The following is a 25597-nucleotide window of genomic DNA, read 5'->3' on the forward strand; positions in this document are numbered from 1 at the left end:
TCTCTAAAAACGCTTAACTAGCCTATCTAAATTAACTCTTTTTAAAATATTCTGCTTTATAATAAAATTTTAATTCACTAACCAAAAGAATGCTATGTTACAAAGAGATGTGTTTTATATCGCAGGGTATGATCCTCGTAGTTGTCGCTATTATTATAAACTATTAAAAAAAAATCTCAATCAACAAAATAAAATTAATCATTTGGATTTAAAGCTTTCTGCTTTGTGTTTTGAAGAAACTTTGCAAGGAAAAAAAAATGCTTTTTGCAAGATTGTTTCTAAGCATTCTGTGAGTAATTATTACTTTTTGGATTGGAGTGATTTGGTGCAGAAGTGCTGGTCTAAGAGTTTGTGGGATTTCATTTGCGATTTTATTTATTTTTTGAGAGCTTATATTTTTTCTGGGATTGTTAAGGTATTTATTCAAAAATCCAAAACGCAACTTCTTGCTGGATTATACCCTATTGTGTATTTTATAAGCAGTTATGCGATGGTATTTTTTAGTGCGTATATACTTTGGGATTTTTTAGAAAAATGGAATGTATATTTGGCTACTTTGGTGGTATTGTTTTATTTGTGGGTTGCTACTAGAGTGATTTTGTGGGGCGGTAAGAGGTTAGCGGTATTTTGGCTATCTAATATTTATGTTTTTTGTGCGAAGTATGCACTTGGTGAAGTTGAAGGTGTGGAGAGGCTTTTGGAGGGATTTTTGGGGCAGATTATGCAGTCTCTTAAATCAAATAAAGAGGAGGTAATTCTTTGTGCTCATAGCGTTGGAACAATTTTTGCAGTGAGTGTCGCAGCAAGGGTTATTGAGCAGTGCAAAAAGGAGCGTTTAAGTTGGGAGAAACTAAAGATTCTTACTCTTGGGCAATGTATCCCGCTTGTAAGCTTTCAAAAGCAGTGTAAAAAATTCAAAGAAGAATTAGCGATACTTGGAGATTCTAAAGTAGTGTGGTTTGATTATACTTCCAAAATTGATGGTGCTTGCTTCCCATTATTGGATTTTTTTAGAGATTCTGGCGTTGCTTGTAAGAATCCGCCTTGCTATTTATCGCCAAGATTCCATAAACTCTTTTTGCCTAAGACTTATGCGAAGATTCGGTATAATTGGTATTTGGCACATTTTCTTTATTTGTGTGCCACAGAAATTAGCGGAGAATATGACTATTTCAATTTTGTTGGTGGTCCAAAAATTTTGGAACAAAAAATAAAAGGAGGCAGGTAATGGGGCAATGTCCGTTTTTTCCAAAACCGCATAAAACAAAAGCGACTTTATGGACAACTTTTTTCTTAAAAAGGCGTTCTTGGCTAGATGGTTTGTATGAAAAAAGCTACAAGATGAAATCAGGCAGGGTAAAAATGCCGGGTTTTGATTTGTATATTGCAAATAATCCAAAAGATGTAAGACGCGTTATGGTTGATGAGGTGAGGGAATTTCCAAAAAGTGATTTATTGCATTTTTTGTTAAGCCCCTTGCTTGGGGAGAGCATTTTTACCACCAATGGCGAAGTGTGGAAAAAACAAAGAGAGCTTTTGCGTCCTTCTTTTGAACAGGCTAGAATCACAAAGGTTTTTGGATTGATGAATGAGGCAGTAGAGGATTTGATGATAAAGTTTAGAGCATATCCTAATAATGCTATCATTGAGGTTGATGAATTGATGACTTTTGTGACGGCTGATGTGATTTTTCGCACAATTATGTCTCAAAAGCTTGATGAAATAAAAGGGAAGGAAATTCTAGAATCTTTTGTGATTTTTCAAGAAGAAACGGTGCATACGGCTATTAAGAAGATGTTTAAGATTCCACAATGGATTACAAATCTAATGGGAGAAAGAAAGAGAATAAAAGCTGGAGAGAGCATTAGGGAAGTTTTGAGCAATATTATTAAGCCGCGTTATGATTTGTTTCATCAAGGCGGGGGTGGAGAATATCAGGATATTTTATCTTCATTGCTAGCAGTGGTTGAGGTGGAGAGTGGAAAACCATTTAGTTTTGAAGAGATTTTGGATCAAGTGGCAATGTTGTTTCTAGCAGGGCATGAAACAACAGCTAGTTCATTGACTTGGACGCTTTATATTTTGAGTATCTCCCCAAAAGAGCAGGAACTTGCCTATCAAGAGATTATGGAGGTGGCAGGCAAAGAATCTTTTAGTATCCAGCATCTAAGAAAAATGAAGTATTTGACAAATGTTTTTAAAGAATCTCTTAGGCTTTATCCACCTGTTGGGTTTTTTGCAAGGACGGCTAAAAAAGATACAAAAATGCGTAACAAACTGATTAAAAGTGGTTCTGGTGTAGTGGTGGCACCATGGCTTATTCAAAGGCATAGTGATTATTGGGAGAATCCTCACGAATTTGATCCAACACGCTTTGATAAAGAGATTGTTAAAGATACTTATTTGCCATTTGGAATGGGTGAGAGGATTTGTATAGGGCAAGGGTTTGCTATGCAAGAATCCATTCTGATTTTAGCAAGTATTTTAAGGGAGTATAAGCTAGAATTACAAGAAAATTTCGTGCCAGATATTGTGGGTCGGCTGACGATTCGCTCTGCAAATGGTATGAATATTAAATTTACTAAAAGAGAAAATTGAACTTTATGAAAGAGAAGTTGGCTGGGACATTGCTATTGTGTGCTTTGGTGCCTTTGATGATCATTGGCTATTTGTTAATTGTTTTTGTGGGGACTTTTGGCAAGGTTAGTCGCGTGCGTCAAGGGGTTAGAGCTTTGGACCATTTTGTGAATGCTACGCTTTTTAATGGTTATGCTTGGGAATCGGTTTCATCGCATGCTTGGAGAGAGCGGGATAAAAAATGGGCTAAAGTTGTGATAAAGATTACAGATTTTTTCCAAAAAGATCATTGCAAAAGGGCAAATTCAAGAGAGCAACCTATCATCGATTTGATGTTGAGAAAGCGTTTGAATGAACAAACAATAGGCAAGCAATTATAAAAAGGGTTTTTGATGCAAACTTATTTTTTTACTGGAGCAGCAGGATTTATCGGGTCGCACACGGCGTATTGTTTTTTGAAAAATAGTGATTGCAAAATCATTGTTTTGGATAATCTATGCACGGGTTTTTTGGAAAATATACAATTTTTGCAAAAAAAGTTTCCAAATAGAATAGAATTTGTTCAAGGTAATTTTGGGGATAGCAGTTGTTTGGAGACAATTTTTTTGAAGCATAAGATTGATGGGATTGTGCATTTTGCGGGAAGTTTGGTTGTTTCAGAATCTGTTGTCAATCCTTTGTTGTATTATAATAATAATGTTGCTAATACTTTGAGGCTTTTAGAAGTAGTGGCTAAATATGGAGTGAATCGGCTTTTGTTTAGCTCTACTGCTGCAGTTTATGGGCAGCCTAATTTTAGTGAGCCAATCTCTGAAGAATCTCAAACTTTGCCCATTAATCCTTATGGGGAATCTAAACTAATGGTAGAGAAGATTTTGCGGGATTTTGAAGTGGCAAATCCAAATTTTAGAAGTGTAATTTTGCGGTATTTTAATGTTGCTGGCGCTTTGAGTGAAGGTGGGCTTGGACAGAGAAGTAAAAACGCCACTCATTTAATCAAAGTAGCGTGTGAATGTGCTTGCAGAAAGCGTGAGAAAATGGGAATCTTTGGAGAAGATTATCCTACAAGGGATGGGACTTGCATTAGGGATTATATCCATATCGATGATTTGGCAAATGCACATTTTGAAACGCTTAAAACATTAGAGAAAGAAGAGCATTCGCAAATTTATAATGTTGGCTATGGAGTTGGATTTAGCGTTAAAGAAGTGATTGAATGTGTCAAAAAAGTGAGCGGAGTGGATTTTAAGGTTGAGATTCAGCCTAGAAGGGCGGGAGATCCTGCTATGCTTGTAAGCAATAATCATAAAATTTTAACATACACTAATTGGAAGCCAAAATATAATGATTTGGAGTTGATTTGTAAAAGTGCCTATGAGTGGGAGAGAAAAGTATGAATAGGGAGCTTGGCTTAGGGTTTTGGGCTAAAATCTTTTTTCGTTTTTGCTAAAGTTTGGCTTGAGATTTTGTGAGTAGGTGGGCATTTAGCTGCTAATTTCCCATAAAAACTCCCATTAATCTGCACATTATCAATCAGATAGCTTCTAAAGCGTTCAAAAAGATTTTGGTTGATTTTGAATTTTTTAGCGGCTTTCCAAAATTTATTGAGAGATTCTTGATAGGTCAAACCACAAATATTGTAAAAAGCATTTCCGCATACTTTTGTTGGGCATTTATGCAAAAGGCTAGAAAGCCCGGTAGTGCTATTGATAACTACGCAACCAAGGGCATTTTTAAGAAGTGTTGGTAGATGGATTTCGTGGATATAAATAACTCTTTGAGTAACATTGTATTTGCGGGTTTGACGCTTGATAAATTTCTTGTAGTTTTTGTATCCTCTATCCATTGGGTGGTGTTTGATAACTAAAAAATGTTGTTTTTTGGAATATTTGGCAAAAGAGCGGATAGAGTTTTTGATGAAATTTTCAATCCTTCTGCCTTCAAAGTGATTTTTGATTTGTGTATCATTATAAACTTGCAAAATAAGCACAAAATAGTTTTCCTTAGAATCCAAAATGAATTCTCTATCTTCTTTTTCGCTAATTTTATACCACTGCTTCCTAAGAAAAGATAAAAACCAAGGAAACATTTCTGTAAAGCTCAAACTTCTGTGGTGAAGTTTGTTGTTAAAATACCAAGCAAATAAAAATGAGTTAAACCAATACAAAAATGCAAACCAAGCCATATTTCGAAAGCTGTGCTTGACATTTTTTTCTTCATAGGTTGATTTTTCTTTGTAGGTTAAATAAAAATTAGGATCTTTTGGGAGGGTAGAATTTGCATTGACGCCTTTATTTTCAAAAGTAATGAAGTTTGGGCGGATATAGCCTTCTTCAAAAATGTAAGTTTGAAGCCCCAAACAATCCGCTACTTGTATGGCTATTTTGTGGATAGGGCGGCAATCATTGAACATAATAATACAATCAATATTGTGGATTTTGCAAAAATCTTGCAAAAAAGATTCGAAATTTTGCAAAGAACCTCTATAAGATTTTGCACCAAAGGGGTAGAAAATAAAATCCCCTCCATTGAAGTTGATTTTATAAACTTGCGCTTGATTGTTTTTTAAGCTCTTTGCAAAATGATAAAAAAAGGGTCCAACAGGTCCTTGCAGGAGCAAGACCTTGCGGTTTTTGAATTGTTGGATTACCTTTTTTAGCTGCATTGATTAGTTGTTGTTAATATCTAACACTACGCTTGTAGCAATTGCAATTTGATAAAGAATTTGGGCTAACACGCTTGTAATTTGTAATCCTCTTCCTGTTTCAATAGCAGGCAATACAAGTAGAGAATCTCCGGGCTTTAAGCTAGGAGCGCTAGCAAAGGCATACCAACTTGCATCGTATCTTTCTGCCTTGCCATTTGCACGGATAACAAGAATGCGTTTTTTATTGGCTCTTTCGGTAAAATCACCAGCTAATTTAATGTAATAATCAAGATTCTTGTCTTCTTCATAGATGAAAGCGCCGGGTAATGCCACTTCCCCTTGGACTAAAACAAGGTTGTTGGCTGTTGGAATATTGATAATATCGCCTTCTTCAAGTATGGTTGTCGCATAAGCGGATTTATTTTCAAGAACAATCTGTCCTTTGGGGGTAAGATTCTTGGCTCTTTCGATAAACTCTAGCACCATTTTGGAATGGCTAGCTCTCATAGAGGCTTCTTGAGCTGTTACAGAAGATGAGGTAAGGGCTAGGGTTTCTAGCTCTTTGAGTTGTGCATCAATGAGTCTTTTTTGGGTTTGTGCGACACTTTGGCGGAAAACTTGGATAGCGTCCATATTGGATTGTGGATTGGGTTTCACGCGAAGGACAACTTCGGCTAAAGTTGTGCCTTTTTTGACGACCATAGAGTGCATTCCATTGTGTTCCCCTTCAATCTTGATTGTAATATTTTCAGCACTATAATCGGGGCGAAATTCCACTTCATCGCCTACTTTTAATGCGACTTCAGAGAATTCTTTTTGTTTATAGGAATTGATATCTATTTTATTATTTGAAAGATAAGAGCGGACAATTGCGTTTGTTACGATAGGTTTGGCTCCAGAAACTCTTGCTAAATCAGAGAGGGTTTTAATGTCTTCTTTTAATTCAAATCTAAAAGGTTTTTGAACATCGCCTTCTGCAAAAGCATAGTTTTCAAGGTTTTTGACCAAAATAACATCTCCGGTTCTAAAGGGGAAAAGCTGTATTTTGCCGCTAAAGAGAAAGTCATACAAATCCACTTCTAAAACGACTTTATTATCCCTTAAAACTTCAATATTTCTAAAGCTTCCATAATCCAAATTAATCCCTGAAGCTTTGTCTAAATACTGCACAATAGAATCAGAGCTTAATCCTTGATAAAGACCGGGTTTATTGACATTTCCTGTCACAAAAACAGAAACATTTTGATAAACATTCATATCTGCATAAACAAAAACATTTTGTTTGTAGATTCTTGAAATGCCTTTTTTGAGGACTTTTACCAAATCCCCATTACGCACTCCTAATAAATTAATAGCGCCTACATTGGGGATAAATACATTGCCTTGAGAATCAACCATTAGTTCTTGTTGAAATTCAACAGCTCCCCACATTCTAAAGTTAATTTTATCTCCCACTGCGATTTTGTAATCAGGGTTGTAAAGAGATTGGGAAGCTTGTGTGAAATTTCCGCTAAATAAATGAGCACCAAAGACGGGTGGCAGGAGAGGTTGTGGATTTTGCATTGGTTGTGTTTGTGGGGCATTTGTGAGTGTGTTGGTTGCACTTGGTGTTGTGGTTTGTAAATCTGCTGGGATATTTTGTGCAGCAGAAGAGCTAGGAATGCTCGTAATAGAAGAGACATCAACTCCATAAACAAAATGGGATAAAAATGTAAAGGTAAATAAGAATTGTAATAGCTTTTTCATTAGTATCTATGCTCCTCTATAATCATTGTGATAAGTTTTATGATTCCGTATAAAACAGAAAGAATCACAAAAATAGTAATAATATTATATAATTTTCTTGGATAGGTGGGTGATTGTGGTTCATTGGCACCTTGAATCACGACTAGTTGCTTAATCTTGCGACTAGATTCGATGCGTGTTGTTTCAATGGAGGTTAAAGCAACAGTGTAGGCATCTTGTGCAAATTGTGCCTCAATCGTCAAATCTTGAAATTTAGCAGCTAAATCATTGAGTCTTTTTGTGTTTTTTGATGAGACGATTTTGGAAGTTTCTTTGTTTAGCTGTTCTTTGAGTGCTTCAATTTCTGCTTTTAGCATAATAATTTGTGGTGCATTTTCATTAAGATAACTCTGCATTGTTGCAAGTTCAGTTTCTTTGGTGGCAATTTGACTTTCGATGGTATTAGTGAGACTTGCTTTGGCTTCAGCTTGCTTGAGTGGGTCAAAAACTCCATACCGAGCTTGAAAGGCTAAAAGATTGTTTTTTGCATTTTGCAATCTTTCTTTGGCTTTTAGTAATTCCTTTTCTGCAAATGCCATTTGCTCCCTTGCAGCTTTATGTGAAACTTCATTAACAAATTTTTCGGATTCTTTTAAAATAGCATTGGCAATAATCTGTGCATCTTGAGGAGTGAAGCCCTCTACATCGACTTTTAGCAATCCTGAAGTATCATCAAAAATAACCTTAACTCGATCTTGGTAGAATTTGAGGAATCTTTCTTGGTCAGATTCTTCTGATAGGGCGAAGAAAGGATCTTTTTGCTGGGCTTGATAGAGAAGTTTTAGGTGAATATCTTTGTCAAGAATCTTTAGCATATCAAGTGAATGAATGTATTCTTGTAAAAACAAAACATCTTCCCTAGCACCTGTATTGATTCCAACTAATGACGCTAATCCGCTTACAGGTGCAATATCGCTATTCATAGAACGAACACTCAATGTAATGGAGCTCACATACCGATCGGCTGCAATAAATAGATAATATAAAATTACCGGAATCATTAGAATATATACAATATTAAAGCTCATTAAAATTGTAGATATTTTTTTTGCTTTTTGCTTTTGAAATAAAAGTCTTAATTTCTCCATTTATTTTCCTTGATAGGCTCTAATGCCTTCTTCCACATCATCATATACCTTCACAATCCCATTTTCAAGATGGATAATTTTGTCACACCATTTGCGTATTTCTGCGACACTATGGGAGACAAGAATGACTTTGGATTTGCTAAGTTTTTCTTGATAAATTTTAGCACTTTTTTGCTTAAAAGCAGGATCGCCAACAGCACCTGCCTCATCAATTAGATAATAATCAAAGTCAAATGCCATACTCATACCAAAAGAAACCCTTGCTCTCATTCCCGAGGAAAGCACATTGATAGGTTCATCAAAAAATTTTCCAATTTCAGCAAATTCCTCTACAAAGGCGATTTTTTCTTTTAGCTTCTCACCTCTGTAACCATAAACTCTTGTAAGGAATTTGATATTGTCTCTTGCTGTGAGTGTGCCTTGAAAAAATGCACCAAGTCCAATAGGGAAAGAAATCTTTTTGTCTGTGATAACTTTGCCTTTATCAGGCATATCCATTCCGCCTAAGATTCGCATTAAAGTTGATTTGCCTGCACCATTTCTACCCATTAAACCAATGCTGCACTCATCAGGAAAGGTAAAGTTCAAATCTTTAAAAACATAATGCCTTTGCCCATTGCTTAGGGGGTATGATTTGGTAATATTTTTGAGTTGTATCATCGGATTTGTCCTAAATATTTATAGCGGAAATAATAATACCAAAGCCCTATAAAAAGCAAAATAACACCAAAAGAGAGTGGATAGGTGAAGCTAATTCCATCAATTTGAGGATAACCATCAAAATAATTCTCTCTTAAAATTTCAAGAAATTGCAAAACAGGATTGTAAAGCAAGATTTCAATAATATAATCAGGCATAATCCACAAAGGATACAAAACTGCTGAACCAAAGTATAAAATATTGATGCCATAGTTGATAAAAATCTGTGCATATTCTACTTCGCTATTTAAAAATGCCAAGCAAACCCCTAAGGCAAATCCCAAAAATGCTAAACCCAAAAATGCAATAAAGACTTCCAAAAAATGCACTGGCAAAATAGGCAAATCCAAAAACCAGCCAAAACCTGCCATAAAAAGCACAAAAACAGCAAAATAAATACACATTTCTAGGAGAGTTCTTGCAATAAAAATATGAATAGGTTTGACAGGTTTATAGGCAATTAATGCTCTATTAGCTTGGACGCCCGCCATAATTTGTGTTACGATATTTCTAAACATAAAAAATGGCACAAATCCTGTCACCAAAAACATTTCTATCGGGACTTGTGGAATTGTCCTTGCACGAATAAGGGTAAAAATCACCAAAAAAAAGAGAATATGAGTCATTGGCTCACCAACAACCCAAAAATATCCTAATCTCCGATTCTTACCAAAACGCGTCTTTAATTCTCGCAAGAATAATGCTTCAACAACATATCTCATAATACTGCTTATACTCTCAAAACTTTTTAAGTCTAAAATTAAGTATTTTATCTTTTATTTGCTTGTATAATAATAAATCCATAAAATTATGTGATTAGAGGTTTGGATTTGTTAAGAAAAATTTTGTTTGTGTGTTTTTTGGGGCTTTTTGCTTTTGCGGAGAGTTTTGAGGATATTAAGGATTTGGAGTTTGCACCAAAGAAGAATCTCAAGATTCTTATCTTAGATGAGGATATGCAGATTAGGGAAGTAGTCGATATTGATAGCAAAGCGACAGATAATATTACATTAAAATTAGATAAAAATGAGAAGTTTTATATCACAATTATCCAAAAAGATTCTGATATTCCAAAAACGCAAAATACAGAAACAAAGAGTGAAAAGCTTGCACAATCTCTCAAAACAACCAAAAAGCCTATATTGACAGAATCTTCAGCAGAATCCACACCAGAATTTGAAGAGAAAAGCCTCTATGAGGGAAGGTTTGAACGCAATCGATTTATGGGCGGGTTGTTGGGCTTTGAACCCGATAAGTTTAATTATATTTTGCCTCTTAATATTAGTTCTTCAAAAGAGCCAAATCAGAGAAAACAAACTGAAGTGAAATTTCAAATTAGCATTAAAAAGCGGCTTTTTGATGATTTGTTTTTGAAGGACTTGGATTTGTATTTTGCTTATACGCAGCAGAGTTTTTGGCAGCTTTATGATTCAGAAAATTCCAAGCCCTTTAGGGAAAGCAATTATGCTCCAAGTCTGTATCTAAGCTACCCACTTGAAAAATATGATGTGTTTTTTGATAGAGTGAATTTTGGGTATTTGCATCAAAGCAATGGTGGAGATTTGGGAAGTTCAAGGAGTTGGGATAGAATCTTTGTAGAGGGAATTTATGGGTATAAAAACTTTGCAATGTCGCTTAAGGCGTGGTATAGAATCCCAGAAGATCCAAATAAAGATGATAATCCCGATATTGCCTCTTATTTGGGATATGGGGAGCTTAGTGTGGGGTATTTGTGGAGAAAACACCTAATAACAGCAACTTGGAGAAATAATCTTAGGAGTGATAACCGAGGTTCGATTTTGCTAGATTATTCTTACCCGATTTATAAGAATCTGTATTTTTATTTGCAGTTTTTTAATGGTTATGGCGAGAGTTTGGGGGATTATAATAATTCCATCAATCGCATAGGAATGGGGATTTTATTTAATCGCTAAAATTCTTAGAATCTTTTGGGTTTTGCGGGAGAGGTTGGCATAAAGATGTTTTTTAAAAGCGTAGAATTTGTTGTTTTGGAGTTTTTGTCTTTCGGATTCTAGGGCATCAATAAGGACATTTGGGTGGCAGAGAGAAAGTGTTTTGGGATGGATATAGCGGGGATAGAGGATATATGCTCCAGCGATGAGTTGTTCTAAGGTTAGCTTTCTTGTGCGTCTAGGGCAAGTTTGTTTATCTATTGTGAGTCCCCAACCAGCATAAAAGGGCATTCCATAAGTTACGACTTTTTTGCCATAAAGCAAGGCTTCAAAACCGCTTAGAGAAGTTAGAGTATGCACTTCATTAACAGCTTCTAGGCAAGATGAGAGGCTAACGCCAGTGAGAATCTCATCGCAGTATTGCAGGGCGGTAGAATCAGGGATATGTCCGATTCGATTGCCACTTAGCACATCAGGGTGGGGCTTGTAGAGGATATAGGCATTTGGGTTTTCTTCTCGCACTTGTTGAAGTAAAGAGAGATTTGTGCGTCCATTTGCCCCATAGAGGATAGAGGCGTCATCTTGGACTTGTCCGGGGATGAGGATTTTTAGCTTGTCTTGTGGGAGATTTAGGGATTTGTGAGGGTTGGTATTGTATTTTGAGATTTTGTTTGCAAGGATTTTATCTTTTAGGATTTTAGCTTCATTAAGTAGTGCTGGGCTAAAATCAGTGTGATTTAAAATCTCTTCTAGCTCACTTGGGGTGGTGGCATCAAAGTAGATTCCGCTTGAATCAAAAACTTGTGAAAAGGGTCGCGTGAGGTCAGAGCCAAGAGAGATAGAGCGGATAAAGCCATCTTCTACGCGTGTAATGGGGATTGCGTTTTCTTTGGCAAAGGATTCGATTCTGCCAAAGTTTTTACGCCCCCAAATGAAAATTTCGCAGTTTTGTTTAAGGGCTTCTTGGAGTAAGCCTTTTTTGAGTGCGGATTTGAAATGGGAAGTAAAAAAAGGATTGATAAAAATAATGTTTTGTGGCTTGAAGTTTGGCATAAAGGGTGAGATAAAGGAGTGCTTCCATAAAGAAAACCCAAACATAAAGGCTTTTTTTTGTGTTTTTGTGTAGAAATGTTTGTAGCGGATAATGGTTTTTAGTGTATCTAAAATATCGCTTTTTCTGTCATAAATGGGATTGTAGTAGCAAGAGTAGAGAATGTAGCTTGCAGCAAAGACTTCTATTAGGCTTAGCTTTCTTGTGCGTCTAGGGCAAGTTTGCTTATCTATTGTGAGCCCCCAACCAGCATAAAAGGGAATTCCATAGCATACGCATTCACAGCCTACAAGCAGAGCTTCAAAGCCCATTTGGGAGGTTTTGGTATAGACTTTGTGGAAGTGCTTGAGCAAAGAAATGGGATTGAAATCTTCGGTAATAAGCTTGATTTGTGGGGGAAGCTCGCTTGGATTGAAGTCGGATTTTTTGCGACCACTTAGCACATCAGGGTGGATTTTGAGATAGATTTCAGAATCTGGATTTTCTGCTAGGGCATCTTGGATAATTTGGGTTGTAGTAAATTTGCCAGTAGAACCATAAGTAAGGCTACAATCGCCTTTGGTTTGGGAGATGATGAGGATTCTTTTGGGATTTTGTTGGGTGGCTTTTTGGGGTGTGGAATTACTAGGGGAGGGGTTGTTTATGGAATTTTGGTTGGTTGGGCTTTGGACTATGGAATCAATCAAAGGGGATGATTTTTGTAAGTGGGGAGCGATTTTTTGGCAGTTTTTTGGCAGTTTTTTGGCAGTAGAATTAGGAGAAATTTCAAAATAAGGTGAATTTGTCAAATCAGATAAGGTTGCAGAATTTTTTGAGGAATCTATAAAATCTCTAGATTTTGCGGAATCTGTGGCAGTAAAGTAATCTAGTGGGACTTCAGGAGCGTGGTTGTATTTGGAGATATGGTGTGTGGTAATGAGATTGATTGCTTCTTTGGCGGTTTCTAACAGGGCAGGGTTAGCGTGAAAATTGTAGGTATTGAGGAGATTTTCTAATTCGCTTGGAGTGGTGGAATCATAATAAATGCCGATTCTATCTTGCACAAGTGAGAAGCTAGGAGAGCCCTCGCACCCTAAGCCAAAGGAGCGGATAAATCCATCTTCAAGCAAGAGAAAATCTTTTTTGAAAATTTTTGCAAGAAATCTTGCAAATTTACCCGTTTTTTTACGCCCCCAGCCTTTGAATTGTTTGTGGGTGAAGATTTGCCTTAAATTGTAGAGGTAGTAGTTTGGTTTCATGGGTTTTTCATCTTTGTTAAGGATTTAAGGATTTTGCTATCTTGTAAAAAAGATTTTGGATTAAGCAGGAGTTTTCTTAATTTACTACTTAAGGGTTTTTTTGGAGATCTAATACCTTTGCCATAAGAAAAGAACCCTATGCATTGATCTTTGGAAAGTCCATGTTTATGAGCTAAATCTAGGATAAAATTTTCTAGATCTGGAAGTTGTTTTGTGGAGATATAAGTGCTTTTGTTGACTTTATCAAAATTTTGCATGGAATCTAGAAGAAGAGTCTTGTTAATTTCTTTGCGGAAATAAAAAGGGTTGCCAAAGGGGCGTGGGTGCCATAAATGCAATAAAAAAAGATCATCAAAAAAGTTAGGAAGAGAATAATAAGCCATATATTTTCTAAAACCTTTTAGATTTGCTACAAATTGTGAGGTTTGATTTACATAATAGTCGTTATGTTTTGTAGAATTGGGATAAAGGGAGAATAGACGATGTAAAAAGTCAAAATCTTCCCCTCCGTGTCCTAAAAAATCCTCTCTGAAGCCACCAAGTTTTAAAAAATCGCTTTTTTTTAGAAGTATGGTTGTTCCATTTGCAGCAAAGCTCTCTACGAGATGATTTTCACCTTTGAGAAAGCTTGATTTTATTGCTTGAATATCTTTTTTTGCAGTGAGAAATGTTGATCCCTTTTTTGTGAGATATAAGAAAGGGAGTGCGATGAAATCTTTTTTATTTTGGGTAAGTTTTTGAGCTAAGTTTAGAAGCTGCTTGATAAGGCGTGGATCAAAAAATAAATCCACATCATAAAAAAATATAAGCTCATAAGTTGCTTTTAAAACTGCTTGATTTCTAGCTTTAGCAGGTGAGAAAAGTTTGTCATTACAGAAAGAATGAATAATTTTAATATTTTTAAAGGATCCGTTTAAAATAGGTTTTTTACTAGAATCGGCGATAATTAGTTCTATATCTTTATAATCTGCAAAACTCTCTATAAGTGATTTTGAACGCTTGTAGATATAAGAATGTTTGTTTTTATAAAAAATGGGTGTGATAAATGTAATCAAGATGAGCCTTACAAAAATAGCTAAAAACTAGCTGATTTTATCTAAAACATATTGAAAGTTGGGTAAAATTAGTAGGACTAGATATATAAAATTCAAGTATAAGGTAGAAAGTGCCTAAAATTTCAGTTCTAATTCCTAGCTATAATTCTGCAGATTTCATAGAAGAGTGTATTAAGAGTGTAGTTAATCAAAGTCTAGAAAATATAGAAATATTGTGCATTGATGCGAATTCTAATGATGGAACTTTAAAAATTTTGCAAGAGTATGCCTTAAAAGATAAGCGAATACAAATTATTTTATCAGATAGAAAAAGCTTTGGGTATCAGTTAAATTTAGGGATACAAAATGCTAAAGGGAAATATTTTACCATAGTTGAAAGCGATGATTATGTGGATTTAACAATGTGTGAGAAGCTATGGAGATTGGCAGAAATTTGTGATTGCGATATGATTAAAGCGGATATTTTTGGGTTTGAAAAAGGAATTTTTGGCAGGAATTTTAAATATTTGTCTATGGCAAGAGTGGGTTTTGGCTCTAAAGTGTATGGTAAAGTGAGTATACCAAAAGAGGAAAAAGAGATTATTAAATACACCTGGACTATGAATCAAAGTGGGATTTATAAGTTGGATTTTGTGCGTAAATTTAGTATTTATGCAAATGAAACAGATGGGGCTTCTTATCAGGATTTTGGTTTGTGGTTTTTGATGATGGCTAATGCAAATAGTGTGTATTTTCATAAGGAGGCTTTATATTTTTATAGGCAAGATAATCAAAATTCTTCTGTTAATAATAAAAATAAAGTTTATTGTGTATGTGATGAGAGTAAATTTGTAGAAAATTATATAAAAATTAATCAAAAAGATGACATGGAACAAATATTTTTGTATAGAAAATTTAAATTATATTTGTGGAATCTAAAAAGAATTGATAAAAAATTTAAATTAGAGTTTTTGGAACATTTTGGAAAAGAATTTAAAAATAAAAAATTAGATAGCAATATTTTTAATAAAAATGAATTAAAAGAAATAGAAGAAATCATCAATAATCCTAAAAGTTTTTTAAAAAGACAAAAATCTGTTTTGTGGAAGATTGAGAAAAATTTTGCAAGATGGAGAAGGAAATTTATTGGTATATGTGAGACTTCAAGTAAAAAATATAGTTTTAAAGGATAATTGTAAGGTTTAAATTGCCAGTATAAAATAGTCCTTTATAGATTTTATTGTTTGTAAAGCAAAATAACGCGATAATGTCAAACCATCTTTTTTATTTTAGAGGTTTTAATGAAAACAATATTAATTACCGGTGGAAGTGGTTTTTTAGGTTCGAATTTATGTGCAAGATTACTCGATGAAGGTAACAAAATTATTTGCGTAGATAATAACTATACAGGCAGAATGGAAAATATCAATCATTTATTATCCCATCCAAATTTTACTTTTATAAAGCATGATATTTGTGAGCCATTGAAGCTTACACAAAAACTTGATCAAATATATAATCTTGCTTGCCCGGCTTCACCTCCTGCATATCAAGGAAATCATGCCATAAAGACAACAAAAACAAGTGTATATGGTGCAATCAATATGCTCGAGCTTGCAAAAGAGCATAAAGCAACTATTTTGCAAGCTTCCACTTCTGAGATTTATGGAGATCCACTTGTTCACCCACAAAATGAAGACTATAGAGGTAATGTTAATCCTATAGGCATTAGAGCTTGCTATGATGAGGGTAAGAGATGTGCTGAGAGTCTATTTTTTGATTATCATAGGCATGAAAATGTTGATATAAAAGTGATAAGAATTTTTAATACCTATGGTCCTAATATGGATCCAAATGATGGTAGGGTTGTGAGCAATTTTATATGCCAAGCCTTAAGTGGAAAAGATATTACTATCTATGGAGATGGCTCGCAGACAAGATCTTTTTGCTATGTGGATGATTTGATTGATATTATTATAAAGGTCATGAATTCTTCAAGAGATTTTCAAGGTCCAATAAATACTGGGAATCCTGGTGAATTTACGATAAGAGAATTGGCGCAGAAAATTATAGAAAAAACAAATTCTAAATCAAAAATCATTCACAAAGATCTTCCATTAGATGATCCCACTCAAAGGCGTCCTGATATAACTTTAGCAAAAGACAAATTTAATTGGGAGCCAAAGATAAATTTAGATGAAGGTTTAGATAAGACTATAGAATATTTTAAAAAAAATATCGATCGATTTAAAGGATAGTATGTTATGAATATAGCTATTATAGGAACTGGATATGTAGGTTTGCCAACAGGGGTTGGGTTAGCAGAATTAGGAAATAAAGTGATTTGCATTGATAGAGAAGCATCTAAAATAGAAGCATTGAAAAATGGCAAATTAACTATATATGAAGATGGCTTAGAAGAATTATTTTTAAAAAATACCAAGAATGGAAATTTGCGGTTTAGCACTTCTATGCAAGAAGGCATTGAAAGTGCTGATATAGTTATCATAGCTGTTGGAACTCCCCCTCATCCTGTAACAAAAGAAGCTGATATGAAATATATCCATGCGGCTGCAACAGAATTAGCCGATTATTTACAGGATTATACAGTAGTGGCTACTAAATCAACTGTTCCAGTAGGCACAGGAGATGATATAGAGAGTTTAATTAGCAAAAAAAATCCTAAGGCAAAATTTGATGTTGTATCTTTGCCGGAGTTTTTAAGAGAGGGTTTTGCTGTGTATGACTTTTTTAATCCTGATCGTATTGTGGTGGGGACAAATTCAGAGCAAGCAAGAGAGATTATTGAAAAACTTTATGAGCCTTTTAAACACAAAAGCAAATTGCTTTTTGTTAGTAGAAGATCTTCAGAGATAATTAAATACGCTTCTAATGCTTTTTTGGCTATTAAAATTCACTATATTAATGAAATGGCAAATTTTTGTGAAAAAGCTGGGGCAGATATTTTGGAAGTAGCTAAAGGAATGGGATTTGATGAGAGAATAGGCAGCAGATTTTTGAATCCTGGACCAGGTTATGGTGGATCATGTTTCCCAAAAGATACTCAGGCTATGGCTTTCATGGGAAAACAAAACGATGTGGATTTAAGTTTGATTAATGCGGCTATACATGGTAATGAAAAAAGAAAAGAAGAAATAGCTCATAGAATTCTAAATTTAATTGAAGATGTAAAAAATTCTAAAATAGCGATTTTAGGTTTAGCTTTTAAAGATGGCACAGATGATTGTAGAGAATCCCCTGCTATTGATATAATATTTAAGCTATTAGAACAGCATACTCGCATACAAGCCTATGATCCTAAAGCTATGGAGCTTGCAAAAAGTATTTTACAAGATAAAATTACATATTGTCATAATATATATGAAGCTTGTAGGGATGCAAATTTGCTTGTGATATTAACCGAATGGAGCGAATTCAAAGATATTGATCTAGAAAAATTAGCAGCTATTATGAAAGAGAAGAAAATTTTTGATTGTAGAAATTTATTAGACAAGCAAAAAGTTTTAAGTTTTGGTTATAGATATGAAGGCATAGGAAGATGAAAAATATTTTGGTAGTTGGTGGAGCTGGTTATATAGGTTCTTGTGCAACTAAGCATCTTTTGGATCATGGGTATGATTGTATGGTTATGGATAATCTCATCTATGGACATAAAGAAGCTATCGACAAAAGAGCTAAATTTATACATGCTGATTTACTAGATTTGTATTCATTAAAAGAAGTGTTTTCTAGTGAAAAAATAGACGCAGTTATTCATTTTGCCGCTTTTGCTTATGTGGGTGAGAGTGTTATTAAACCTCAAAAGTATTATCAAAATAATGTTATAGGAACTTTAAATTTACTCAATACTATGTTGGAATATGATGTAAGAGCTATTGTTTTTTCAAGCACTTGCGCAACTTATGGGGAGCCACAATATACACCTATAGATGAAAAACATCCCCAAAATCCTATCAATGCTTATGGTAGAACTAAGCTTATGGTGGAGCAGATTTTTAAGGATTATGAAATTGCTTATGGCTTAAGGCATATATCCCTAAGATATTTTAATGCCGCTGGAGCGATGGAGGATATAGGTGAGAGTCATGATCCTGAAACACATTTGATACCATTGGTTTTAAAAGCTATAAGAGGGGAAATTCCTGTTATAAAGGTTTTTGGAGATGATTATGATACTAAAGATGGAACTTGCATCAGAGATTATATCCATGTAGAAGATTTGGCAAGTGCTCATCGTTTGGCTTTAGAAAATCTACATCAATTTAGCGGTTGCATTAATCTAGGAACAGGTATGGGCACTAGTGTAAAAGAGATTATCAAGGCAGCTGAAGAACTAAGTGGTAAAAAATGCCCCATAGAATATACATCTAGAAGAGAAGGCGATCCTGCAAAGCTATTTGCTGATAACAAAAAAGCAAAAGAAGTTTTAGGATGGGAGATCAAATACAAAAATACAAAAGATATTATAAAATCAGCTTGGGAATGGGAGATAAATAGGAAATTTTAATGGACAAGATTCAGAGTTTAATAGTCGGATGCGGATTAAGTGGTGCAGTCTTAGCTAGACGAATAGCTGAAGAAAAAAATGAAAAAGTCTTGATTGTAGATAGAAGAGATCATATAGGTGGGAATATTTATGATTATAAAGAGGCAAATATAACCATCCATAAGTATGGACCCCATGTTTTTCACACAAGCATAAAAGAAGTATGGGATTTTTTAAGTCGATTTACTAAATGGCATATATTTTTTTATAAGGTAAAAGCTTATATAGATGGGAAAGAAGTTAATATACCCTTTAATTTAGATAGCTTATACAAGGTTTTCTCAAAAGAAATGGCACTAACTTTAGAAAGGAAGCTTATAGAAAAGTATGGATTTGACACTAAAACTACCATTTTGGAGTTAAGAGAATCAAATGATAAAGATTTGCAATTTTTAGCTGATTATATATATAAGAAAGTATTTTTGGGTTACACAATCAAGCAATGGGGAGTAAAACCAGAAGAAATAGATGTAAGCGTTAGCGCTAGAGTGCCTATCTATATAAGCAGGGATGACAGGTATTTTCAAGATGCTTATCAGGCTTTGCCAAGAGATGGTTATACAAAAATGATAGAAAGTATTTTGGATCATCCTTTGATAGAGGTAAGATTAAAAACAGATTTTGAAGATATAAAAGAAAATATTTTTTATGAGAAGCTTTTTTACACAGGTGCTATAGATGAGTTTTTTGACTATAAATTTGGCAAGTTACCTTATAGAAGCTTGGATATAGTGTTTGAAACTTATGATAAAGAATATATGCAGTCTTGTGCACAAATGAACTATCCAAATAATTTTGATTTTACAAGAAGTGTCGAGTATAAATACTATCTTGATGAAAAATCAGATAAAACGATACTATCTTATGAGTATCCCTGTGATTTTAAAGAAGGCAAAAATGAAAGATACTATCCTATACCCAATGATAAAAATCAGCAATTATATGAGAAGTATCTGCAAGAAGCTAGCAAACTAGAAAATGTGTATTTTCTAGGAAGATTGGGAGATTATAAATATTATGATATGGATAAGACAGTGGATAGGGCTTTGAAATTTGGATTAGGAGGTGTGTGAAGTGAATAATAAAATTACAATAGATAGTTATCGTAAATGTGTAGAGCCGCTGTTTGATGATAAAATTGCTGTCGTTTTTAGTGTAGATGAAAATTATATAAACTATTTGTGTGTGACATTAGAATCATTAAAGAAAAATTCATCTTTAATAAATAATTATGATATAGTGATACTCTGTAGCGATTTAGAAGATTATAAAAAAGATACCATTATTTCGCATTATTCCAACAACAATAATTTTAGCGTCCGCTTTGTTGATGTTTCTGATATTATGAAACAAATGGATGGCTCTTTATTCTATGTGACGCAGCATTTTACAGTTGCTACATATTATAGATTTTTTATTCAGCATTTATTTAAACAATATGACAGGGTTATATATGCAGATTGCGATGCTATTTTTTTAGAAGATGTAGCTGTATGTTATAAGATAGATTTGGGAGACAATTTGCTAGGTGCTGTTTTGGATGTAGAAATTCAAAGAACACATTTTTTGCAAAATGATGAATGGTCTCAAAAGTTTATTGATTATTTAAAAAAAGATTTGCAACTTAAAGATACGAAAAAATATTTTCAATCAGGCTTTCTTATTTTTAATATACAAAAGTGTTCAGAATTTAATTTATTAGAAAAATGTATAACAAAACTAGAAGAGATAAAAACGCCAATATATCCAGATCAAGATATTTTAAATAAGGTAGTAGAAGAAAAGATTTGTTATATTGATTTGTCTTGGAATGTTGAAAATCATATTATGGTATTTAATACGGCAAATCTAGATAATTTCCCCAAAGATATCTTAGAACAATATTTAGAGTCTTTGGATAATGCTAAATTTTTACATTACTCAGGTTCTATCAAGCCCTGGCAGGATCTGTTGAGCTATAACGCCCACCTTTGGTGGCAGTATGCTAGGGAAACCCCATTTTATGAAGAAATGCTATTTAAGAACATAGCCCAAAGCACCATAAATGCATTTCAAGGAACTTTAAATATCGCACAAAATGCTATAAATGCAACTCAAGGCTCTTTAAATGCCATTCAAGACCATATTAACTTTACTCCACAAGGAGCAGTAGAAAAAGTAAAATCCCACCTATCTTTTAAACTAGGACAAGAAATATTAAGCGTAAAAGCAAATAAACTTAAAGCATTAATATTGCCTTTTGCTTTGATATTTATTACCATAAAGCATAAAATATCAAATTGGATATATCAGCTTATATTAGATTCAAATCCAAATCCAACCTTAAAATCTTTACCTTTATCTTGCTATAGCGATTATCGTGAAGCTATAAAAATAAAAAACTATCTTTCTTATAGATTGGGTAATTTACTTATAAAACATCCGCTTACTTTTATATTTAGGGTGAGTAGAGTTTATAGGGAATGGAAGGAGAGAAAATGAAAGAAATAAAAAAAGAAGAAAATCCAAAAATTAAAATTCTAGTGGGGTATCATAAGCCCGCAGTCTTGCTAAAAGATGATATTTTAACCCCCATTCATTTAGGAAGAGCTCTAGCCACAGAGGCTTCTAAGGATGGAGAAATGTCTAAAGAAGATTTTGAATGGATGTGCGAAAATATGATAGGCGATGATACAGGGGATAATATTTCTCATCTTAATAGATATTTTTGCGAATTGACAGGAATATATTGGGCTTGGAAGAATTACGATAAATTAGGAAATCCAGACTATGTAGGCTTTATGCACTATAGGAGAATTTTTGATTTTTGTGGTGATTCGGTAAAATTGCCAATAAGCAGAGAATTTAATATTCCAGAGTTAAACTATATTGATGACCATGATAAGAATATGTATTTAAATAATACAAATATCATCAATATTCTTTTGAGATATGATGGAGTGATTTTTAGAGCACAAAATGTAAACCCTTATTTGCACTATAAACATGTGGGAGATTTTTTAAAGATTGCGGATTATGATACTTGCTTAAAAATAGTTGATGAAAAATTTTATAAATATTCTGGTGCCTCTAAGGAATATAATAATGGGAAAGTGTCATATTTTTGCAATATGTTTGTGATGTCAAGGGAAGATTTTTTTGAATATTGCTCATTTGTATTTGGCGTTCTTTTTGAAAGTCAAAAATTAATTGATATAAGCAAATATAATTCGATAGAACAAAGGGTGTTTGGATATCTTGGGGAATGGCTGAGTGGTATATTTTTCACTTACCTTAAAAGCAAAAAATGTTTGCTAAAAGAATTGGATGTAATATATATAAAAAATTGTGAGTTGCTTCCGGAAATAATGCCCACTTTTGCAGAAAATAACATACCCATTATTTTTTCTTGTGATGATAATTATTTGTCTTATCTTATAGTGATTTTATACTCTATTAAAAAACATTCAAGCAAAGATTATAATTATGATATTTGCGTATTGTATGATTCTTTAAATCAAGCTAGTATGGATAAGATAAAAAGATTTATTCAAGATGTGAATATATCTGTGAGATTTGTTAATATCAGCCCCTATATTTACCGAGCAAAAAAGCAAGTTCATTTTCATACCGTTTCGCATTTTAAAGAATCTAATTATTATAGATTTTTTATTCCTGGTATCTTTAAAAAGTATGAAAAAATTATCTACTTGGATTGTGATATGTTGGTATTAAGAGATTTAAAAGACTTGTATTTCTTTGATTTTACTGCCTCTATTGCAGCTTGTAAAGAATTTGTTGGTATTTTAGTTGTTTTGAATAATATGGATCCATATTATATTAGTTTTATTAATACAAAAAAGCCTTTTAAAGATATTCGCAATTATATTCAATCTGGAGTGTTGATTTATAATATTAAAAAATGTCTTACAAATAATTTTACACAAAAATGTTTAGATACATTAAAATACTTGGAAAATCCCCCTATTGTTGATCAAGATGTGATTAATAGTGCTTTTGAGGGAGACATAAGCTTTCTTGATTCTAGGTGGAATTTTACATGGAATCTACCTATAAGATATCCTGATTTTTTAAATCTATCTCCAAAAGAGTTTATAAAAGATATCTTAAAAATGATAAATGATCCTTATATTATCCATTATAATGACTACTTTAAACCCTGGAATTCTCCTCACTTACCCAAAGCACACCTTTGGTGGCAGTATGCTAGGGAAACCCCATTTTATGAAGAAATGCTATTTAAGAACATAGCCCAAAGCACCATAAATGCATTTCAAGGAACTTTAAATATCGCACAAAATGCTATAAATGCAACTCAAGGCTCTTTAAATGCCATTCAAGACCATATTAACTTTACTCCACAAGGAGCAGTAGAAAAAGTAAAATCCCACCTATCTTTTAAACTAGGACAAGAAATATTAAGCGTAAAAGCAAATAAACTTAAAGCATTAATATTGCCTTTTGCTTTGATATTTATTACCATAAAGCATAAAATATCAAATTGGATATATCAGCTTATATTAGATTCAAATCCAAATCCAACCTTAAAATCTTTACCTTTATCTTGCTATAGCGATTATCGTGAAGCTATAAAAATAAAAAACTATCTTTCTTATAGATTGGGTAATTTACTTATAAAACATCCGCTTACTTTTGTATTTAGAGTGAATAAGATTTATAAAGAGTGGAGGAGAGAGAAAGGAAGAAGATGAGCAAAGAAATTCAAGAATTTATAGAAAAGCTAAAAGATTGGAAAAATAATTTTCCTGTGCAAGAGTATGATTATACAAAATATGATTGTGAAGTTGCTAATATAGCTAAGTGGCAAAAGGAAAATAATATAAATGAGTTAGTAAATTTTTGGAATGAAAAATTTAAGAGTTACAGTTTAGCGCTAAAGCATCCATTTTATAATGATATCATAACGAAGGCTGTATATAATTGTTATGATGGTAATGTTGTAAATTGCGTTTTTATGATTGATGAAGACAATAAACATCCTTGGATATTTGTTCAATGTTTTAGGAGTATAAATCTGTTAATTTGCAAAAATGGTGCATATTGTGTTTTTGAAGATGTTGAAGGATACAACCTTTCTATATTGGGAACAGCATCAAGGCATTTTTCTAAAATTGAATGTAATCATTTAAGCTATAGAGATGTGGAATTTGGAGTTAGTTTGCAAAATGCTAGGCCTGCGCACTTTTTTTACATGCTACTAAAACATCTAATTAGAATGGAGCTTTGTGGCAAGCATATTTTGGTAGAAAGATTTTGTTTTTTTATTCCTAGCTTTTTGCGCCAAAGCTGTACCGCCAAAAATGAAAATAGAGTTTATATCCAACCAACGATTGCGCCAGGATCATTGGGAGATGCTGTGCTAAATGAATTTGTGGCAAAAGATTCCATCGAAATGCAAAGTTGTGAGTGTAATTTTGGTACTGGTTGTGATTTAACCATATGGTTAGGGCTTCCAGGAGAGAGAAGGGCTTGGCTAGAACAGATTGATGGAGCTGCAAATATGCTAAAGCACTTTAATAAATATTTTAAAAAAATAAAAGTTTATGTAGATGGCATGACAGCTTATGATGGAGAGAGACAAGACTTCCCAGAGAATAAGGTTCTTTTTAATAAGGTCGTTGATGCTACAAGAAAGTTATTTTTAGAAGAATGTGATAAAAATATAATTTTTGCCTTTGAAGACTCACAAGATTCAGCAAGTAGTCTCGCAAATGAAGAAAAATTTGTAGTTTTCAAATCTCTATCGGGATATGATTATAGAACCAAAATTTGCTATTGCAACGATTGTGATATTGCTATTAGCGATAGTGGAACCACTGCCCTTGTGCCATTCCAGTTTCATAAAAAGCCAGGTGTAGTTTTTTATGGGGAATTGGCTAGTTTTTATATTAATTTTTCTAAAAGTCTTGCTAACAATGCATATCAAAGAGCAGTTGATGAAAAGTTGGTAGTTCAGGCTAATAGAAAATCATTTCTTGTTTGGGACTATCACATTCCCTATCAGCATATTTACAATCTTGCCGCAGAAGTTTTAGAAGAGCTTAGCAGAGATAATAAGCTTAAGGTTAAAAATCTCAAAATGCATCGTTTAGAAGTTCCTCCTGTAGAATTGATAGCTAAACAATATGAGCTAGAAAAACAATTTGAGGTTAAAATACCTTTGGAGAATGTAGAATTTGTCGATAAACTAGCAACCCAACTCCAACAAAAAGATCAAATCATCCAAACTAAGAATCAAGAATTAGCTTCAAAGAATCAAGAGCTAACCCAAACTAAGAATCAACTAGATTCCACTAAACAACAACTTGATTCTAAAGTTAAAGAACTCTCCTCTCTCCCCATTAAAAAACAAACTTTAGAGATAAAGAATCTAGAACAAGATTTAATCAATAAACAATTACACACCAAACAACTTGAAAAAGAATTAGGATACGAATCTAATGTTTTACAAGAATTAGAAATAAAGAAACAAGAATTAATTCAAACTAAGAATCAATTGGATTTTACTAAAAAACAATTAGAATCTGCAAATAAGATTCTAGAATCTAATCCAAATACTTCTCATTTAATTCAAAATACTTCTAACTTTAAAGGAAAACTTGCTTATCTTAATACTCTTACTACTGCTAAAGATAGAATCCACAATCATCTCTCCTATAAACTAGGACAAGCTATGATAGAGAATTCTAAATCTTTACTAGGATATATTAGAATGCCTTATGTTTTATCTTATATCAAAGATAAACACAAACAAGAACAACAACAATACCAAGAAACTATTAAAAAGAATCCTAATCTAAAACTCCCTAATTTAGAATCTTATCCTGATTATAAAGAATCTTTAAAAGAAAAAGAATGTCTTGCTTATAAACTAGGTGAAGCTTTTATAAAAGCTGATAAAACTTGGTATAAGGGTGGATATGTTAAACTATGGTTTGAAGTTAGGAAGTTGAAGGGGGAGAGGAAGTGAGGGGTTT

The 25597-nt window shown here is 33.4% G+C and carries 20 protein-coding genes; 13 read left to right on the top strand and 7 right to left on the bottom strand.

The annotated features are described in order from the left end of the window. The first annotated feature begins 94 nt into the window (after positions 1 to 94). From JJQ98_RS00950 to galE (JJQ98_RS00965), 4 genes are read left to right on the top strand one after another with little or no spacing between them, the layout of a single operon-like run. The gene (locus JJQ98_RS00950; protein ID WP_151105006.1) at positions 95 to 1228 is read left to right on the top strand and encodes a hypothetical protein; all 1134 of its coding nucleotides are present in this window, start codon (positions 95 to 97) and stop codon (positions 1226 to 1228) included. Next, positions 1228 to 2598: a cytochrome P450 gene (locus JJQ98_RS00955; protein WP_005021479.1), complete on the top strand. Its 1371-nt coding sequence runs from the start codon at positions 1228 to 1230 to the stop codon at positions 2596 to 2598. Before JJQ98_RS00950 ends, JJQ98_RS00955 begins: the two co-directional genes overlap by 1 nt. Before the next feature lie 5 nt (positions 2599 to 2603). Continuing rightward, complete coding sequence (locus JJQ98_RS00960) at positions 2604 to 2957, top strand: hypothetical protein (RefSeq protein ID WP_040499816.1); 354 nt, start codon at positions 2604 to 2606, stop codon at positions 2955 to 2957. Between the two features lie 12 nt (positions 2958 to 2969). After that, positions 2970 to 3974 (top strand): UDP-glucose 4-epimerase GalE, encoded by a 1005-nt coding sequence (galE, locus tag JJQ98_RS00965; RefSeq protein ID WP_151105007.1) that lies wholly within the window; start codon positions 2970 to 2972, stop codon positions 3972 to 3974. Positions 3975 to 3988: 14 nt separating this feature from the next. Here the strand turns inward: galE (JJQ98_RS00965) and kpsS are convergent, their stop codons facing one another. Genes kpsS through kpsM form a run of 5 tightly spaced genes read right to left on the bottom strand, consistent with a single transcriptional unit; the run spans position 3989 to position 9518 of the window. Then, positions 3989 to 5242 (bottom strand): capsule polysaccharide modification protein KpsS, encoded by a 1254-nt coding sequence (gene kpsS / locus JJQ98_RS00970; protein ID WP_151105008.1) that lies wholly within the window; start codon positions 5240 to 5242, stop codon positions 3989 to 3991. 3 nt (positions 5243 to 5245) lie between these two features. Further along, a complete protein-coding gene (locus tag JJQ98_RS00975; RefSeq protein WP_151105009.1) occupies positions 5246 to 6970 on the bottom strand; it encodes a polysaccharide biosynthesis/export family protein in 1725 nt (574 codons plus the stop codon). Next, positions 6970 to 8097 (bottom strand): KpsE/RkpR family capsule polysaccharide export protein, encoded by a 1128-nt coding sequence (locus tag JJQ98_RS00980; RefSeq protein ID WP_005021472.1) that lies wholly within the window; start codon positions 8095 to 8097, stop codon positions 6970 to 6972. Before JJQ98_RS00980 ends, JJQ98_RS00975 begins: the two co-directional genes overlap by 1 nt. Then, positions 8098 to 8757, bottom strand: a complete 660-nt coding sequence (locus JJQ98_RS00985) for an ABC transporter ATP-binding protein (protein WP_005021470.1) — start codon at positions 8755 to 8757, stop codon at positions 8098 to 8100. It abuts the gene before it with no gap. After that, positions 8754 to 9518 (bottom strand): capsule polysaccharide transporter KpsM, encoded by a 765-nt coding sequence (gene kpsM, locus JJQ98_RS00990; protein WP_065827766.1) that lies wholly within the window; start codon positions 9516 to 9518, stop codon positions 8754 to 8756. Before kpsM ends, JJQ98_RS00985 begins: the two co-directional genes overlap by 4 nt. Positions 9519 to 9626: 108 nt before the next feature. Between kpsM and JJQ98_RS00995 the strand changes: the two genes are divergently transcribed. Beyond that, positions 9627 to 10730 carry a phospholipase A gene (locus tag JJQ98_RS00995; protein ID WP_151105010.1) on the top strand — a complete coding sequence of 368 codons (1104 nt, stop codon included), beginning with the start codon at positions 9627 to 9629 and terminating at the stop codon, positions 10728 to 10730. Here the strand turns inward: JJQ98_RS00995 and JJQ98_RS01000 are convergent. Continuing rightward, positions 10716 to 12998 carry a capsular polysaccharide biosynthesis protein gene (locus JJQ98_RS01000; RefSeq protein ID WP_247596638.1) on the bottom strand — a complete coding sequence of 761 codons (2283 nt, stop codon included), beginning with the start codon at positions 12996 to 12998 and terminating at the stop codon, positions 10716 to 10718. The genes JJQ98_RS00995 and JJQ98_RS01000 overlap by 15 nt on opposite strands. Then, positions 12995 to 14053 carry a glycosyltransferase gene (locus JJQ98_RS01010; RefSeq protein WP_170252213.1) on the bottom strand — a complete coding sequence of 353 codons (1059 nt, stop codon included), beginning with the start codon at positions 14051 to 14053 and terminating at the stop codon, positions 12995 to 12997. Before JJQ98_RS01010 ends, JJQ98_RS01000 begins: the two co-directional genes overlap by 4 nt. Before the next feature lie 110 nt (positions 14054 to 14163). Here JJQ98_RS01010 and JJQ98_RS01015 point away from each other — a divergent pair, with 110 nt between their 5' ends. From JJQ98_RS01015 to JJQ98_RS08785, 8 genes are all read left to right on the top strand, one after another. After that, a complete protein-coding gene (locus JJQ98_RS01015; RefSeq protein WP_065828042.1) occupies positions 14164 to 15225 on the top strand; it encodes a glycosyltransferase family 2 protein in 1062 nt (353 codons plus the stop codon). Between the two features lie 108 nt (positions 15226 to 15333). Beyond that, the gene (locus tag JJQ98_RS01020; RefSeq protein WP_151105012.1) at positions 15334 to 16290 is read left to right on the top strand and encodes a UDP-glucuronic acid decarboxylase family protein; all 957 of its coding nucleotides are present in this window, start codon (positions 15334 to 15336) and stop codon (positions 16288 to 16290) included. Between the two features lie 6 nt (positions 16291 to 16296). Further along, complete coding sequence (locus JJQ98_RS01025) at positions 16297 to 17595, top strand: UDP-glucose dehydrogenase family protein (RefSeq protein ID WP_151105013.1); 1299 nt, start codon at positions 16297 to 16299, stop codon at positions 17593 to 17595. Then, entirely contained in the window at positions 17592 to 18560 is a 969-nt protein-coding gene (galE, locus tag JJQ98_RS01030; RefSeq protein ID WP_065828039.1) for a UDP-glucose 4-epimerase GalE, read from the top strand. Before JJQ98_RS01025 ends, galE (JJQ98_RS01030) begins: the two co-directional genes overlap by 4 nt. Beyond that, entirely contained in the window at positions 18560 to 19672 is a 1113-nt protein-coding gene (gene glf, locus JJQ98_RS01035; RefSeq protein ID WP_151105014.1) for a UDP-galactopyranose mutase, read from the top strand. Before galE (JJQ98_RS01030) ends, glf begins: the two co-directional genes overlap by 1 nt. A gap of 1 nt (position 19673) precedes the next feature. Continuing rightward, the gene (locus tag JJQ98_RS01040) at positions 19674 to 21080 is read left to right on the top strand and encodes a glycosyltransferase (RefSeq protein WP_170252214.1); all 1407 of its coding nucleotides are present in this window, start codon (positions 19674 to 19676) and stop codon (positions 21078 to 21080) included. Then, positions 21077 to 23311 (top strand): DUF4422 domain-containing protein, encoded by a 2235-nt coding sequence (locus JJQ98_RS01045; protein ID WP_210670763.1) that lies wholly within the window; start codon positions 21077 to 21079, stop codon positions 23309 to 23311. Before JJQ98_RS01040 ends, JJQ98_RS01045 begins: the two co-directional genes overlap by 4 nt. Next, a complete protein-coding gene (locus JJQ98_RS08785; RefSeq protein ID WP_247596639.1) occupies positions 23308 to 25590 on the top strand; it encodes a hypothetical protein in 2283 nt (760 codons plus the stop codon). Before JJQ98_RS01045 ends, JJQ98_RS08785 begins: the two co-directional genes overlap by 4 nt. The last annotated feature ends 7 nt before the right edge of the window (positions 25591 to 25597 follow it).

This window comes from Helicobacter pullorum NCTC 12824 (assembly GCF_017979475.1).
In the GTDB taxonomy this organism is placed as follows: Bacteria; Campylobacterota; Campylobacteria; order Campylobacterales; family Helicobacteraceae; genus Helicobacter_D; species Helicobacter_D pullorum.